We start from the raw sequence: 14,869 nt of genomic DNA, 5'->3' as shown, positions 1-14,869 counted from the left end.
TCCCTAATTAGTGAAAAATAAAAACCACCTGTTTTTAAGTATTAGTTAAAACAGGTGGTTTTAGGTTTTTAAGGTTTTATAAATTTTATACTTTCTGTTTCCGATTTGTTTTTAAACCTAATTTTTAAAAAATAGGCACCACTATAATATTTTGATATATTAATCGATTTACTAACTGGGTTAGTAATGTGCATTATATTTTGCCCAATGGTATTAAAAATCTGTAAATCTTTTACGGTACTTATGTCTTCATCAAAATGCAATTCTAAAGATTCGTTAAATTTATTATAACTTACAAATGCTTTTGATGCATCCACCTTGTCGTAGCTTAACGTGTTTTCCTCTTCAAAAACAATGGCATATTGATTTTGATCGTTACCTGAGTTTAAATAAATTTCAGCAACAGCCTCATTTATTTTTTGATAGGTATTGTTAAAAGTGTCTACTATGAAAATATCTAAGTCATCCGGCAAGTTTTCAGAATTACTAATTCGTACCTTATATAAACCAGAATTTTCAATGTCGAAACCTAATGGCAAAGTGTCCTCTCTGTTAAGTTCGGGTAATGCTTGAATAATTAGTTTTTCGTTGTCGTTAATCGACCAATACATAATATCATTAAAGTCGTCGTAAACTTTTGTATCGTAGCCATTATCATAATTATATGAGCTGTTTTCATCGAAACCTAAACCAATTGTTTTTTCTAAATTATTGGGTGTTTCTAGAGAAAACCATATTTTGATTCGGCTGTCGGTTTCAATTTTTTTATTTGATGTTTTATAAAATACCGATTCACTTAGCGATTCGCGAGCAAATTGTCGTTGTGCATTGGTAAATGCAAAGGAGCCACCATATTCGCTTTTAATAAAAAAACCTTGTCCTGGTGGGATATATTGAGTAGGAGCAGGTTTACTCGCCGTGCCAGTACCACTTGTTCTACCAGAAACATCGGCAACAGCAGGAAGTGATAAGGTTAAGTTTAAGGCCGCATAGCCACCTTGGTAATTGCTTAAGAAGTGACTATTATTTGTAGTAAACGATTCCCAGAAATACAACGTACCTTCAATATTAGATAAATTGTCCGTAATAAAAGCATGCGCATCGATAGCCGAAGGGTAAGGGTTGGCTACTAAAATTTCTGTATTCGGGGTAATAGTAAAAGTGTAATCACCACTGTTTGGGGTGCCTCTAAAAATATATTCTTGCTCTGTAGTCGCTGCGCCAGAACCTTTCATGGAATATCCAATGCCAGGAAGTAAACTGGTATTTGTTTCTAATTTTTTCCATCCAAAATAATTATCTGAAATAAAATTAAAGCTATACAACCATTTGCTGCTTAAAGTTATTGGAGTTGTAGTTGGATTTGGGTTATTACCTGTCGTATAGTTAATAACACCATTACTATCCTCTAAGTAACCAATTTGCCAAGTACCACCTCTATTAACAGGAGCGCCCCAATAATTATAATTGTATTGGTTTGTTGAACCTTGTTGCCTAATTATTAAAGCCCCATCGCCCGAGTTACTACTTAATCCTGTATGATTTTGAATAAGCTGTGCTTCACCTAATAAATCAACACTACCATTGGTGTTAATTACAACTTGGTTTTCTGTTTCAAGTAATAAGCCATCGCTAACATTTAATTTGGCATTATTTTCAATCTCAATTTCTCTAACATGAGCATTAGTTGTTAGGTTAGCTGTTGCTCCTGGCTTAACAGTAAGTTTTAAACAGCTATCTGTTGCGTCTGGAGCATTTAAACTACCAGAGCCATTATAAAAAGTAACACCGTCCCAAACAATTTGATCTGTATAGCGAATGGTAAAATAACGATCTCCAGCAATTGTTATGTTGGTAGCTGAAGCTGTGTTTCCAGAAATTATTAAGTCGTAAACATTGTCTGGAGATGAAAAATCACTATTATCATCGATTACTAATTGAAGCGGTACACAACCTTGTTTAAAGGATAGGTTAAAATTAGTTATGTCGAAGGTAATATCTACTTGTCCTAAGTCTCCTTGTTTTGAGGTTCTCCATCTTGAATTTAATTGTTCGGTGTAATTAGCTGTGTTGGTATTAAAGTTGTAGGTTGGATTTGCCGATTCTTCTCCCCAAAATAAGAATTCATCATTATCTAAATTTGTGGGGTTATTTATTCTCACAATACCTGTGCCTTGAGAATCTGTATGGTTGCTACCATCGGTGGCTTGCCCAATACCTGCTACATGATGGTCGAAATCACCATTTCCAGGGTTGTCCTTATTATAAATATCGTTATTCGCTAAGGTCTTATTAAATTTTGCTGCTAGATAATTATTAATTATAACTTGTTGAGCTGTATTTACCTTTTCTTTAAAAATAACTACTTCAGCGATGTCTCCAACAAATCCATTGGTAGCTGTAGTAAATCCACCAAGACTAAAACTTTGAGAACTATGAGAAGTATAATTGGTGGTATTAGCTCTATTTTGTAACAAATTAAAATTTTGATATAACTGTTTTCCAGTTGTTGGGTTTGCAATAAAAGACCAAATAGAGTAATCGGTATAGTTTAATCCACTTACATTTACTCTAGCATTATTACTGCAGCAAGTACCTATATCGAAATACACACTATTATTCCATGGTATATGGGTGGTAAACCTTGTGCTTCCAACCATAGGGTCTGTTGTGTAAACAGAAGATTTTTGTGTTGTATTATCTGCCCTTGAAACAACAAACGACGACGCTTGGTTTGTTATAAAGTTTCCTGTAGTTAAGGTGAGGCCTGTGTAAAGTTTATTTGTACCATTATAGCTAACTTCGTTATAGCCATTAACAGCATTTGTTACTAACGTTGGGCGCTCTGTTGTTGTACTTGTTAAGTTAAACTCAGCAAATCCAGCCGAATTTTGCCAACTATCTATATTAGTTCCTGAAACTGAAAGTCCATTATCTGGTCTGTACCACATAATAAGATTAGAACTTCCGTCGTTCGAACCAACGCCACCAGGGCCAGTTTGAGAGAACGTAAAAAGCGACAGCAAAAAGCATAAGCTTTTACAGAGGGATTTCAGTAGATTCATAATTCTTAGGGTAAATAAGGAGTAATTCGTTCTTAGTTTAATTTAGACACTTGCTATTATTATTAGTCACATATTACAATAAAATCAATTTATTTTACAAATAAAAGAATAAAAATTATGAATTTATCTTTAAAACATCGAAATAGTTATTAAAATGTTAATTGTTATCTTGTTTAAATTAATTAACATAAAATTTCATAAATTAGGACATAATTTTTAACCAAACTATATAAAACAAATCTACTTTAAACCAAAAAACCAAAAAAAATGCCAAGAGCAATGCTTGAGTACACGAAAGTGGTACTTAACAAAGTGAGTTTTGATGCCACTTTATTTTGCAGGGAAGTGCAAAAGGCTGCACAACGTTTGTTGCCTTATGAATTGGAAGAACTGAAAGTTTTTATTAATAAACTTGTTCAACAAAACCCTGAACTAAATCAATGTTTAATTTATTTAAATCCATAGTGAAAGCGACCATAATTGGTCGCTTTTATTTTTAACACTATCTAATCTTCTTTTTACTTAATTATTTAAATTAACTTCTTTAAGTTTGCAATTCTATTTTTAAAAAATTGAAAAAACTAGTTTTAATTACACTTCTTTTAGCTTTTATGGCTAAGCCATTATATAATTTAAGTTACTTGGTGTACTATCAAGTAAACATTGATTATATAATAGAGAATTATTGTGTTAATAAAACTAAAGTTGAAATGGCTTGTAATGGTAAATGTCATTTAGCCAAACAATTACAACAGAATGATGCCACAGATGAACAAAATAATGCTGTAAAGTTGTTTTCAGAATTGTTTTCGGTGGTGTTTTATCAAAGCAAAACATTATATAGTTTTTCTTGCCTTATTTTTTATAGAAAAGGCAAAATTAATTCGTTCTACAGTAAAAATTACCGTTACGCATATAGCGCGTCTTTTTTTAAACCTCCAATAGCTTAATTTTCATTTTTAAAAAATGAATGCTAAAAGTATTTTGCATTCACTAATAATTTAATTTTTAGTAACCCTTTAAACATTAAAGTGGGTTACAACATCTATATTCAAAAATTATAAAATGAAAATTATAAAAATTTCTTTTGCGCTTTTAATATGCGCTATAGTTTCTTCATGCTCAAACGACGACGATAACACGGAAGATTTATCTGGACAAACCGGAGCGTTAATCATAAAATTTGATAACGGTGTTGGTGATCAAGATTTTATTTTTGAGACGGAATATTCAAAATCAAATGATGAAACCTATAAACTATCTACATTAAAATATTTAATTAGTAACATTACTTTAACCGATACTGAAGGTAATGAATATATGTACCCTTCAGAAAAAAACGTTTTTATTATTAGCGAGGCTAACGCAAATAATGCAGGTGAAATTTACGTTACATTAGAAGACGTTGATGCCGCCGATTATACAAGTATTTCGTTTGGAGTTGGTATAGATCAAGATCGTTATGCTTTAGGTGCCGACGGACAAGGTGATTTTTTAACTACTGCTGAAGCTGAAGGAATGATGTGGTCGTGGGCAACTGGTTACCGCTTTACTAGAATAGATGGAACATATTCTTCTAATACGGTTACCGATGAAGCTTTAAATATTCATATGGGAAGCGTAGGTACATCAATCGATAATTATCGTGAGGTAACTTTAAGTTTACCAAATACCGTTTTAATTCGTGACGATAAATCGCCTCAAATTCATGTTGTTGCAGATATAGCAAAGTTATTTGATGGTACAACTTCGGTTAGTTTCGACAATGGCTATGCACAAGTACATGTTGATGAGACTACTACTGGCGTTATAGCTAATAATGCAGCGGGGATGTTTAGTGTGCATCACGTACATAACGAGTAATAATTTAAAACGTTGCCAGAATATGAAGGTGTATTTTGGTAGCGTTTAAATTTCTTTTCAATGAAAATTAAATTCCTATTAGTTTTAGGGGGAATCTTATGTTTTAGTTGTACAAAAAATGATGCAGAAATAGCATATCAACCTGTATATTTAACTGTAGACCAACCTTCAAACTTTCCAGAAATAGTTTATAACCTCGAAAACAACCCGGTTACCGAAGCTGGTTTCGAGCTTGGTAAAAGTTTGTTTTACGAAGGTAAACTTTCGGCAAACAATGCTATTCCTTGTGCTTTTTGCCACGAGCAAGCTTTTGCTTTTACGCATCACGGACATACCGTAAGCCACGGTGTTAATGGTGGTATTGGCACTCGCAATGCGCAACCCATGCAAAATTTGGCATATCAAGGTGAGTTTATGTGGGATGGTGCTGCAACACACCTCGATTTTCAACCGGTAATTCCCATAACTAGTGAATTAGAAATGGGAGAAACGGTAAGCAACGTTATCTCTAAATTACAAGCCGATAGCTATTATCAAGATCAATTTAAAAGGGCTTTTGAAGATGGCGAAATTAATAGCGAAAATTTGCTAAAAGCCTTGTCGCAATTTATGGTAATGATGGTGTCTTCAAATTCTGCATACGACAAATATGTAAGAGATGAAGAGCAAGTTACTTTAACAGAAATTGAACTTGACGGATTAGCAACATTTAATAATAAATGTGCTTCGTGTCATGCAACCGATTTGTTTACAGACCATAGTTTTCGAAATAATGGGCTTTCAATAAACCCAAGATTAAACGATGTAGGACGCTTTGCTGTATTTGAGAACGCAGACGATATTTATAAATTTAAAGTTCCGAGTCTACGAAATATTGCTGTAACCGCACCTTACATGCACGATGGCCGTTTTGCTACTCTTGAAGCTGTAATGGATTTTTACGATTCTGGCATGGTAGACAATGGTAATGTTGATACCATTTTGCATAGAGAAGACGGAACTTTAGGAATTACGCTGTCTAGCTACGAAAAGGAAAGCATTATTGCTTTTTTAAACACTTTAACCGATAACGAATTTTTAACCGATGAACGTTTTTCTGAATTTTAAACTTTTTGCCCCAATTTTACTATTTATAAGTGTTTTTTGTAATGCTTCAACTATCGATCCGCCAATTAAATCTGCTTCATTTTATGAGTATGATTACGATTGCGATTTGTGTGGCTGCACTACAGGAAGCGGAAGCTTTGGTTTTGGCACTTTAAACAATGCTAATTTTGTTGGTGTGCGTTATATAAATCAGCATTTCGAATCGAAAAATGGTATTTTTTCAAATTCGCCAGTTAGCGAAGAAACTTTTAATACTTACCAATTATGGGCCCAAGTACCCATTAATAATTCAATTTATTTTAGTGCTAATTTACCCTATCAAGATTTAAGTAGAAAAATGGATGGGACTAACGAAAACATTAATGGTATTGGTGATGCAAATATTATAGGATGGTTTAAGTTACCATTTTATAAGAAACCTGTAGATGACGTGATGGAAGGTATGGAAAAAGAACATTCTGGACATAGTTTACAATTTGGCTTGGGTGTAAAATTGCCAACAGGTAAGTTTGAAGAAGCTTTGGTAGATCGTGTTAACCCTGGATTTCAAGTAGGAACAGGAAGTGTTGATGGTATTTTTTCGTTAGGCCATAGTTTTGCAGGAAATACATTTGGGGTTAATACACTATTATCGTACTACCTAAAAACTGAAAATAAAAATGAATATAAGTTTGGAAATCAGTTCAGCTATTCAACTAAATTTTACACAGCATTTCCAATTAAAAAAACAATGTTAATGCCATTTTTAGGTATTTCAGGAGATGTTTTTAATAAAATTGAACAGTATGGAGAAACTATAAATGATACAGATGGATCCATATTAAATTCCAGTATAGGCACCGAACTTGTAGTAAATCGATGCATTTTTGGAGTAAATTATACCTTGCCAATTTCTCAAAACCTATTTGGTGGCAATGTTACTTCAAAAAACCAATTGTCGCTTTACTTTAACTTTGCGTTATAGTAAGAATCAATTAAAAAAAAGCCACGAAAACACCAGTAATTTACGGTCGTTTTCGTGGCTTTTTTTAAAATATCGTCTTTTACTTTTTATGTATCGGACTAATAATTTTTACATCTTGAAAAGCAATTGCACCTCTTACAATTCCTGCGATTACCTCTTGTAAAGATTCAATTATTTGCATTTTTAGCTCGCTTTTATGAAAAATAATACTCACTTCGCGTGCTGGCGATGGTTCTTTAAAATAGTGCAGATTTTTCTTTTCATTCTCCCGCATATCTAAAGTATGTAAATAGGGCAGAAGTGTCATGCCTAAGCCTTCGTTAGATAGCTTTATTAACGTTTCAATACTTCCGCTTTCTAACTGGAATTCATCATCTGCATGGTCTTTAAATGCTTTACATAAGTTAATAACACCTTCCCTAAAGCAATGGCCGTCTTCTAGTAAAAGCATGTCGTCTATATCGAGGTCTCCAACTTCAATATTTTTTTTACCATGTAACCTATGGCCTTGTGGAATATAACATACAAAAGGCTCGTATAACAAGGCACGCTCTTTTATATTATCTTCCTCAAGGGGAGTTGCAGCAATGGCGGCATCTAAATGTCCGTCGTTAATGCGGGTAATAATTTCTTCTGTGGTAAGTTCTTCAATTTTAAGCTTTACTTTAGGATGTTTTTTTATAAATGCTTTTAAAAACATAGGTAAAAGCGTGGGCATAACCGTTGGTATTATGCCAAGTTTAAATTCGCCACCAATAAATCCTTTTTGTTGATCTACAATATCTTGAATTCTGTACGATTCGTTTACTATATTTCTTGCTTGAATAACTATTTTTTTACCAACATCGGTAAGCTCAATAGGCTTTTTACTTCTATCGAATATTTGCACATCAAGCTCGTCTTCAAGTTTTTGTATTTGCATACTTAAAGTAGGTTGTGTTACAAAACATTTTTCGGCAGCTTTGGTGAAATTTTGGTTTTCGGCAACAGCTAAAACATAATATAGTTGAGTAATGGTCATTTAAATCAATTTAGGCTATAAAAATATAAAAACTATCAATAAAACTTATTGATATTACAGTTTATTATATGATAAATTTGTAGTGTAATTTAAACAACAGAAATAATGACACTAAATAGTATAGGATTAGATACAGAAAAAGCACAAGATTTAGCAAACGATTTAAATGATTTGCTTGCAAATTTTCAAATTTATTATCAAAATTTAAGAGGAATACATTGGAATATAAAAGGGAAACGTTTTTTCGATTTACATGCCAAGTTTGAAGAGCTTTATACCGATGCTAATGTAAAAGTAGATGAAATTGCTGAGCGTATTTTAACCTTAGGACAAACGCCGTTGCATACTTTTGAAGATTATACCTTACACGGTAAAGTGCCAGTTGGAAAAAATATATCACAAGACGAAAAAGCCGTACAATTAATAGTAGAATCGTTAACCGAATTGTTAAAAATTGAACGTGATATTTTAGATAAATCGGGTGATGCAAACGACGAAGGAACAAACTCGATGATGAGTGATTTTATTACCGAACAAGAAAAAACTGTTTGGATGATGAAAGCTTGGTTAAGCTAAATGAAAAAAGAGAGCTAAGAAAAAGAGAACCTTGTTAATAGCAGATAACGCGGCCTTACTTATTTTAAGTTTGGCTGCGTTTCTATTTAAAAATCAATACGTTTTAAAAATTCGGTTTTATAACTTACTCCAATAGGAATCCATTTTTCGTCTATTATAATACGGTTTCGTTGTACAGAATGAATATGATTTAAAGAAACAATATACGATTTGTGAACCCGAATAAAATTATGGCTAAGTTTTTCTTCGAAATTTTTAAGACTATTTAAGGTTAAAATAGGCTTATCTTTATTTGTGTAAATTTTAATATAATCTTTTAAACCTTCAATATACTTAATATCGTTTATGTTTACTTTTAGGTTTTCGTATTCCGATTTTACAAATATAAAATCTTGTTCGGGGGCTGGCTTTTCAACATTTACAACGGTAGGTTCTTGTTTTTCGTTGTTAATAATACTTTGTGCCCGTGTGGCTGCTTTTAAAAATCTATGAAACGGTATAGGTTTTACTAAATAGTCTATGGCGTTTAAGTTAAAACCTTCAACGGCATAATGCGAATATGCTGTTGTAAAAATAAAATGCGGATTATAATCGAGCGATTTAATAATATCGATTCCCGAAAAATTTGGCATTTCAATATCTGTAAAAATTAAATCTACTTTGTTGTTGCGTAAAATGTTGGTAGCTTCAAAACCGTTTGAGCAGGATGCTATTAAATCTAGAAATTCAATTTTAGATATAAAATCTTCTAAAAGTTCTAGGGCTAAAGGTTCATCATCTATAATTATACAAGAAATCATAGCGTTTTTAATTTTAAAGTTAGATTTACTTCATAACTGTTTTTTTCGTTTTTAATAACGATGTTATGCTTATTTGGGTACAGTAAATTTAATCTGTTTTTTATATTTTCTAACCCAACACCCGAATCTTTTGTTTTGGGTTGTTGATGTGTTACCGAATTAAAAACATTGAATGTTAATAATTCTTCGTCGATAGTAATTTTAATATTTACATTGGTTTTTCCAGTAAAATCTGTTCCGTATTTAAAAGCATTTTCAATAAACGAAATAAGCAAAAGAGGTTCGATACTAAACTTTAAATTACCGTGAATATTAAGTTTTACGTTGCTAGAATCTTTTAGACGCAGCAATTGCAAGGATACATAGTTTTTAATGTATTCTATTTCTTTTTCTAAAGGAACAAGGTCTTTATTGGTTTCATAAATCATGTATCGCATTAAATCGGATAAAATAACAATAGCGTTTGTAGTATCTTTTGATTGTTTATGAGCTAGTGAGTAAATACTATTTAGCGAGTTAAATAAGAAATGCGGGTTAAGTTGCGCCTTTAAAAATGATAATTCGGAGTTTACCTTTTCCGATTCTATGGCTACTCTTTTATTTTCCGATTTAAACCATTCTAAACCTAATTTAATACTTGTACTTAAGGTGAAAATTAACAACAATAAACCGCCAGAAGGAAAAAATCCTCTAAAATTTAAAAATAAAGGCCCGTGATTTTCCGGAGGAGGTAGTTTTGGGAAATTATTGCTATTAAAATTTGGTGGCGAATCTATTGGACGCGGCAAAAATTCGTGTAATATAAAACTGAAAAAAAAACTGAATGCCAATAATACCAAAAAGTATAGTGGTATTTTTTTGTTTAGTAACAAATAGGGCACGAGTAAGTTAAAGTTAAGGTAAAAGGCCAGAATTAAAGTAAAAGATCTAATAATAAAATCTTGAGGAATACTACCAATTCTGTAATAAATTTGAGAAGCACTAATTATTAAAAAAAATGTCCATAATAAAACATGGATTACAATTGGTGGTATTTTTTTAAAATTATTCACAATAAATTTAGTTAAGGCAAAAGTAAGCGTATCAATTTTAACATGCGCATAAATTAATATTATTATGCAGAAAAAATAAGGCCGAGTATGGTAAATTAATTAAATAATTACCAGTACTCAGCCTCTTGCTAAAAAAACTCTATTAATCAATTAATCATCTTCATTTTCTATTTCGTCTGGTCTAAATTCCCAAACATCATCGAAGTAATAGTTACCACTTCGTCCCATTAAAACGTACGCTTTATCATCAAACGAAAACGCAGAGGCGTCTTGTCTGGCTGTACCTTCAAAGTTTGGCATTTCATCCCAACTATCGGTCGAAGGGTCGTACTCCCAACATTGGTTGGAAACTGCACCTTGTAATCCAGTAGCAAAATATCCTTTACCATTTAAAGCAAAACCAGCGCTACTGTAAAAAATAATATCTTCATCTAAATCGTCATCATCTAAATCTGTTAACTGTGTCCAAGTTGTACCATCAAAAGAATAAAAATCGTATTCTACAGCGCCATCATTTGTACCAGTTCCAATGTATGCAATATCGTTAATAACAAAAACAGCTGCATCTTTACGTTTTTCTCCACCAAAACCAACAAGTTGTTCCCAACTATCTGTAGTGGCATCGTATTTGTAAAAATCTTTTTGCTCACTACCGTCGTAACCGGTACCAATATAACCATAACCGTTAATAGAAAAACCTATAGCGCCATATCTTCCAGAACCAATAAAATCGGCCTTTTGTTCCCATTGGTTGGTGTCAGGATCGTATTCCCAAAAATCAGTTAACTCGTCGAAACCATCGTAACCAGTTCCAATGTATCCTTTTCCATCAATAGCAAAACCTACAGCACCGCTTCTTGCATTTCCAGGAAAATCCGCACGCTTTACCCAATAATCAAACTCAGAATTATATTCCCATGTATCATTTAAATAATCATCACCGTCGTGTCCAGTTATTAAATAACCTTTATCGCCAATTGTAAAACTAACTGCATTTCCTCTGGAATCACCATCGAATGTAGAACTTTCTACCCAGTTTCCGTATTCATCAGAGTCATCATCATTATTACAACTAACAGTTAATAAAGCCATTATAAATAGGCATATTACATGGTATTTTTTTGTCAATTTCATACGTATTAATTTATGTTTATTTCTTTTTTTGAATGATTAATTTTTCACAAAACTAGATTCAAACAAATTTTAAAATCATACAAAATATACCAATTAGTCGTTTTTGTCTATAACTGCGATTAAATACACTATGAATAATGTAATTAACTCTATTTTAACATTTTAACATAAGTTTTACATACTCGTCTATAAAATACTATTATTAATCTATTACTACATATTGAAACTTAGTTAGCATTTAGATTTGCCAAAAAATGCGATATATGAGATTATTTTTAGTGAGCGGCCTTATTTTTTTATTAGCGCTTTCATGTTCTGAAGAGGTGAGTAATTACCCTGTTGGAACCAATTTTGTTGACAGTGATATTAATATTACAATAATGGATACGTTTAGCATAAAAGCAGGAACTTTTAGGCTAGATTCACTTATTACTTCTAGTTCAAGTAGAATTTTAATAGGAAGTGAGTACGACGATAATTTCGGACAGGTTAAAGCACAATCGTATTTTCAGCTTAACCCTGCTAGTTTTACTATAAGCGACGACGCCGTTTACGATTCTATTGGTCTTGTTCTGCACTACGACAATTATTATCATGGCGATACCACAAAACTCCAAACCTATAGAGTACACCGAGTAACGGAATATTTCGAGCCTGTCGATGATGCCTATGCGTTTTATAACCTTTCAGAACTTAGTTATAATGCAGAACCTTTAGGAGAAGCTTCGTTTATTCCTAGACCGAACACAACCACCGATTCTATTTATATTCCTTTAGATTATAATGTTGGGTTAGAAATTTTTGAACAAATTAGAGATAACGAAATAATTTCTTCAGATGAATTTTTTCAATATTTCTATGGCGTTACTGTAATTCCAGATTATACGGCAAACGCGCATGTTTTAGGGTTTAAGTTTTCTTCAGACGAAACTATTGATGATAATTCTGGAATGCGTATTTTTTATACAGAAGATACCGATGATACTAGTGCCGATAACGACAAGCAATTTAGTTTTTATGTTAGTACAGAAGCAGACCAATTTAATGCTATTGATGCAGATTTAGAAAGCACCTTAATTAATTATTTTGATGATTCTGAAACTATAATTTCTAGTGAAGATACCAACAACAAAATATTTACCCAAGCGGGGCTTGGTATTTGCGCAAGAATTGAAATGCCTACGCTTCGTGATTTAAATGCAATTTCAGATAATAGTAATGTTTTAAAAGCCGAATTAACATTTTATCCCGAAATAATTGATAGTGACTCAAAAAGTGAGCTACCTGATACTTTTGAGGTTTATGTAGTGGATCATAAAAACCGAATTGTTACTCAACTTACAGATATTGATGGGAATACCGCTTACGCAGTACTTTCTGGGGATGATGATGAGTTTAACCAAAACACCTATTATACAATCGATATGAGCGGTTTTGTACAAACGGTTTTAGCTTCAGAAACCGATTTAAATTACGCTTTAATGATTCAGTTTGCCGACTATGATAAAATTGTAGATAATGTGGTTATTAAAACTACAGATGATGAAGGGCATCCCAACATAAACCTTGCGGTTACTTACTTAAATTATTAAAATTATTTAAATGAAAATATTAAAAATCATGTTGGTTATGGTATTAATAGCCAATTTTTCTTTTGCACAAAACGATACGAGTACGCCTTATTCTATTTTTGGTTTGGGTGTAGAAAATAAAACAGCAACGGGAGGTTTAACCGGATTAGGAAATACAGGTATTGCGCAAAATAAATCGGCCGAAATTAACTTATTTAATCCAGCGAGTTTAAGCGGTATAGAGCCTAAAACTTTTCTGTATGAATTTGGTGTAAACGGCATGTATTCTACCATAGAAACCGATAATTTATCTGAAAACACCACAGATTTTAATATTTCTCATGTTGTAATGGCTTTTCCTGTTAATAAAAATATAGGTTTAAGTTTTGGGCTTTTGCCTTATACCAAAGTAGGATACGATATTGATATTGAAAGGTATATTGAAGGTAGTAACGAAACATACACCTCGAGAGTAACAGGCTCCGGAGGTTTAACTAAATTATATCTTGCCGGTGGTATCGATATTACTAAAAATCTATCTTTTGGTGCCGATTTTACTTATATTTTCGGTTCTATTAGGCAAGAAAGCAGTTTGTATTACGAGTCGCTTGTAAATATTGTTGATGAAAACAGATATCACGGATTTAAACTTAAAACAGGTTTACAATACAATATTATTAATAGCGAAAATTTAAATATTAACCTCGGCGGAATTGTTGAATTGCCAACAAGTTTAAGTGGCGACCAAACTAGGAGCTCAAACACCACATTAAGCAGTGGTACTTATATTGTTATAGATGATGAAGAAGCTTATAGTTTAGACGATTTTGAGCTACCATTAACCTATGGTTTTGGTATTACTTCTGCCATAAATAATAAATTAACCACGAGTTTCGATTTTACAAAACTTAAATGGAATGATACCGACCAATCTATAAACGAAGAAACCTATACCGATCAAAGTATTTATGCTTTTGGAGCAGAGTATAACCCAACACCAAGCAAAAGCTATTGGAGTAATGTAGATTACCGTTTTGGTTTTAATTACAATACCGGTTTTTTAAATATTAGCGATAATACGATTGATAGTTATTTCGTGTCGGCAGGTTTGGGGTTGCCTTTGTCCGATTTATCTAAACTAAACATTGCTTACTCCTACGGAACCGAAGGTACAGTAAACAATGGTTTAGTAAAGGAAAACTACCATAAACTTACTTTAAATTTAAGTTTTATTGGTAGTTGGTTTAATAAAGCAAAGTATAATTAAAACATTAGCTTCATTTCAATGTTTTGGCTAGTTACATTAAATTTAGCTTGAGCGAATTGTGGCGGACCATAAAGCACTGGATTATTTGATACAGCGAAAGATTCTTTTGGCATGCCAGTTTCTGTAAAATCCATTCGGTTATTATCGTTTAAGTCGTGTAAGCCAATTATGGCATAAGTGCCTGGTGCTATATTTTTAAATGTAACTGTTACTTTACCATCTTTAATTTCACTTTTTTCAGATTTTAAAGGGGCCGCTTTCATAAAAGTAGCTTCGTTGTGTAGCGTAAGTAACACATGCCCGTTATTGTTGGTGATATTTTCAATAGTTACAGTAATAGATTGGCCTTTTTCTTCTGATTCTTGGGCGTTTCCAAAAAATGTAGATAATGTTAATAGAATGATTGATGTTAGCGTTTTCATAATTTAAAGTGATTTATGTTGTTTTAC

At 32.4% G+C, this 14,869-nt stretch carries 14 protein-coding genes; 8 read left to right on the top strand and 6 right to left on the bottom strand.

Annotation, left to right across the window (positions count from 1 at the left end):
* Positions 1–68 precede the first annotated feature (68 nt).
* The gene (locus LG651_RS14515; protein ID WP_226696831.1) at positions 69–3,065 is read right to left on the bottom strand and encodes a T9SS type A sorting domain-containing protein; all 2,997 of its coding nucleotides are present in this window, start codon (positions 3,063–3,065) and stop codon (positions 69–71) included.
* A 267-nt stretch (positions 3,066–3,332) separates the two neighbouring features.
* Between LG651_RS14515 and LG651_RS14510 the strand changes: the two genes are divergently transcribed.
* From LG651_RS14510 to LG651_RS14490, 5 genes are all read left to right on the top strand, one after another.
* Positions 3,333–3,530: a hypothetical protein gene (locus tag LG651_RS14510; RefSeq protein ID WP_226696830.1), complete on the top strand. Its 198-nt coding sequence runs from the start codon at positions 3,333–3,335 to the stop codon at positions 3,528–3,530.
* A gap of 107 nt (positions 3,531–3,637) precedes the next feature.
* Entirely contained in the window at positions 3,638–4,015 is a 378-nt protein-coding gene (locus tag LG651_RS14505; protein ID WP_226696829.1) for a hypothetical protein, read from the top strand.
* 115 nt (positions 4,016–4,130) lie between these two features.
* Positions 4,131–4,928, top strand: coding sequence for an MbnP family protein (locus LG651_RS14500; protein ID WP_226696828.1), 798 nt, complete (start codon positions 4,131–4,133; stop codon positions 4,926–4,928).
* 60 nt (positions 4,929–4,988) lie between these two features.
* Positions 4,989–6,035, top strand: a complete 1,047-nt coding sequence (locus LG651_RS14495; protein ID WP_226696827.1) for a cytochrome-c peroxidase — start codon at positions 4,989–4,991, stop codon at positions 6,033–6,035.
* Positions 6,013–6,999: a transporter family protein gene (locus LG651_RS14490; RefSeq protein ID WP_226696826.1), complete on the top strand. Its 987-nt coding sequence runs from the start codon at positions 6,013–6,015 to the stop codon at positions 6,997–6,999. Before LG651_RS14495 ends, LG651_RS14490 begins: the two co-directional genes overlap by 23 nt.
* Before the next feature lie 79 nt (positions 7,000–7,078).
* Here LG651_RS14490 and LG651_RS14485 read toward each other — a convergent pair whose 3' ends face one another.
* Positions 7,079–8,020: a LysR family transcriptional regulator gene (locus LG651_RS14485; RefSeq protein WP_226696825.1), complete on the bottom strand. Its 942-nt coding sequence runs from the start codon at positions 8,018–8,020 to the stop codon at positions 7,079–7,081.
* Between the two features lie 105 nt (positions 8,021–8,125).
* Here LG651_RS14485 and LG651_RS14480 point away from each other — a divergent pair, with 105 nt between their 5' ends.
* Positions 8,126–8,596 carry a Dps family protein gene (locus tag LG651_RS14480; RefSeq protein ID WP_226696824.1) on the top strand — a complete coding sequence of 157 codons (471 nt, stop codon included), beginning with the start codon at positions 8,126–8,128 and terminating at the stop codon, positions 8,594–8,596.
* A gap of 86 nt (positions 8,597–8,682) precedes the next feature.
* Here the strand turns inward: LG651_RS14480 and LG651_RS14475 are convergent, their stop codons facing one another.
* The 3 genes from LG651_RS14475 to LG651_RS14465 all read right to left on the bottom strand — a co-directional run bounded on the left by LG651_RS14475 (position 8,683) and on the right by LG651_RS14465 (position 11,582).
* On the bottom strand, positions 8,683–9,396 hold the full coding sequence (locus LG651_RS14475; protein WP_262905133.1) for a LytR/AlgR family response regulator transcription factor: 714 nt from the start codon (positions 9,394–9,396) through the stop codon (positions 8,683–8,685).
* The gene (locus LG651_RS15820; RefSeq protein WP_226696823.1) at positions 9,393–10,448 is read right to left on the bottom strand and encodes a sensor histidine kinase; all 1,056 of its coding nucleotides are present in this window, start codon (positions 10,446–10,448) and stop codon (positions 9,393–9,395) included. The genes LG651_RS14475 and LG651_RS15820 overlap by 4 nt, the downstream gene beginning before the upstream one ends.
* Before the next feature lie 150 nt (positions 10,449–10,598).
* Complete coding sequence (locus LG651_RS14465; RefSeq protein ID WP_226696822.1) at positions 10,599–11,582, bottom strand: Kelch repeat-containing protein; 984 nt, start codon at positions 11,580–11,582, stop codon at positions 10,599–10,601.
* Between the two features lie 263 nt (positions 11,583–11,845).
* Between LG651_RS14465 and LG651_RS14460 the strand changes: the two genes are divergently transcribed.
* Together LG651_RS14460 and LG651_RS14455 are read left to right on the top strand one after the other, a co-directional pair.
* Positions 11,846–13,174: a DUF4270 family protein gene (locus LG651_RS14460; RefSeq protein WP_226696821.1), complete on the top strand. Its 1,329-nt coding sequence runs from the start codon at positions 11,846–11,848 to the stop codon at positions 13,172–13,174.
* Positions 13,175–13,184: 10 nt separating this feature from the next.
* On the top strand, positions 13,185–14,420 hold the full coding sequence (locus tag LG651_RS14455) for an OmpP1/FadL family transporter (protein ID WP_226696820.1): 1,236 nt from the start codon (positions 13,185–13,187) through the stop codon (positions 14,418–14,420).
* On the opposite strand, the gene LG651_RS14450 is transcribed toward LG651_RS14455, so the two are convergent.
* Complete coding sequence (locus tag LG651_RS14450; RefSeq protein WP_226696819.1) at positions 14,417–14,842, bottom strand: DUF2141 domain-containing protein; 426 nt, start codon at positions 14,840–14,842, stop codon at positions 14,417–14,419. The two genes, LG651_RS14455 and LG651_RS14450, sit on opposite strands and share 4 nt — an antisense overlap.
* Positions 14,843–14,869 lie beyond the last annotated feature (27 nt).

This window comes from Neotamlana sargassicola (assembly GCF_020523965.1).
GTDB classification, from domain to species: domain Bacteria; phylum Bacteroidota; class Bacteroidia; order Flavobacteriales; family Flavobacteriaceae; genus Neotamlana; species Neotamlana sargassicola.
This window is presented reverse-complemented; position numbering and strand designations above follow the sequence as displayed.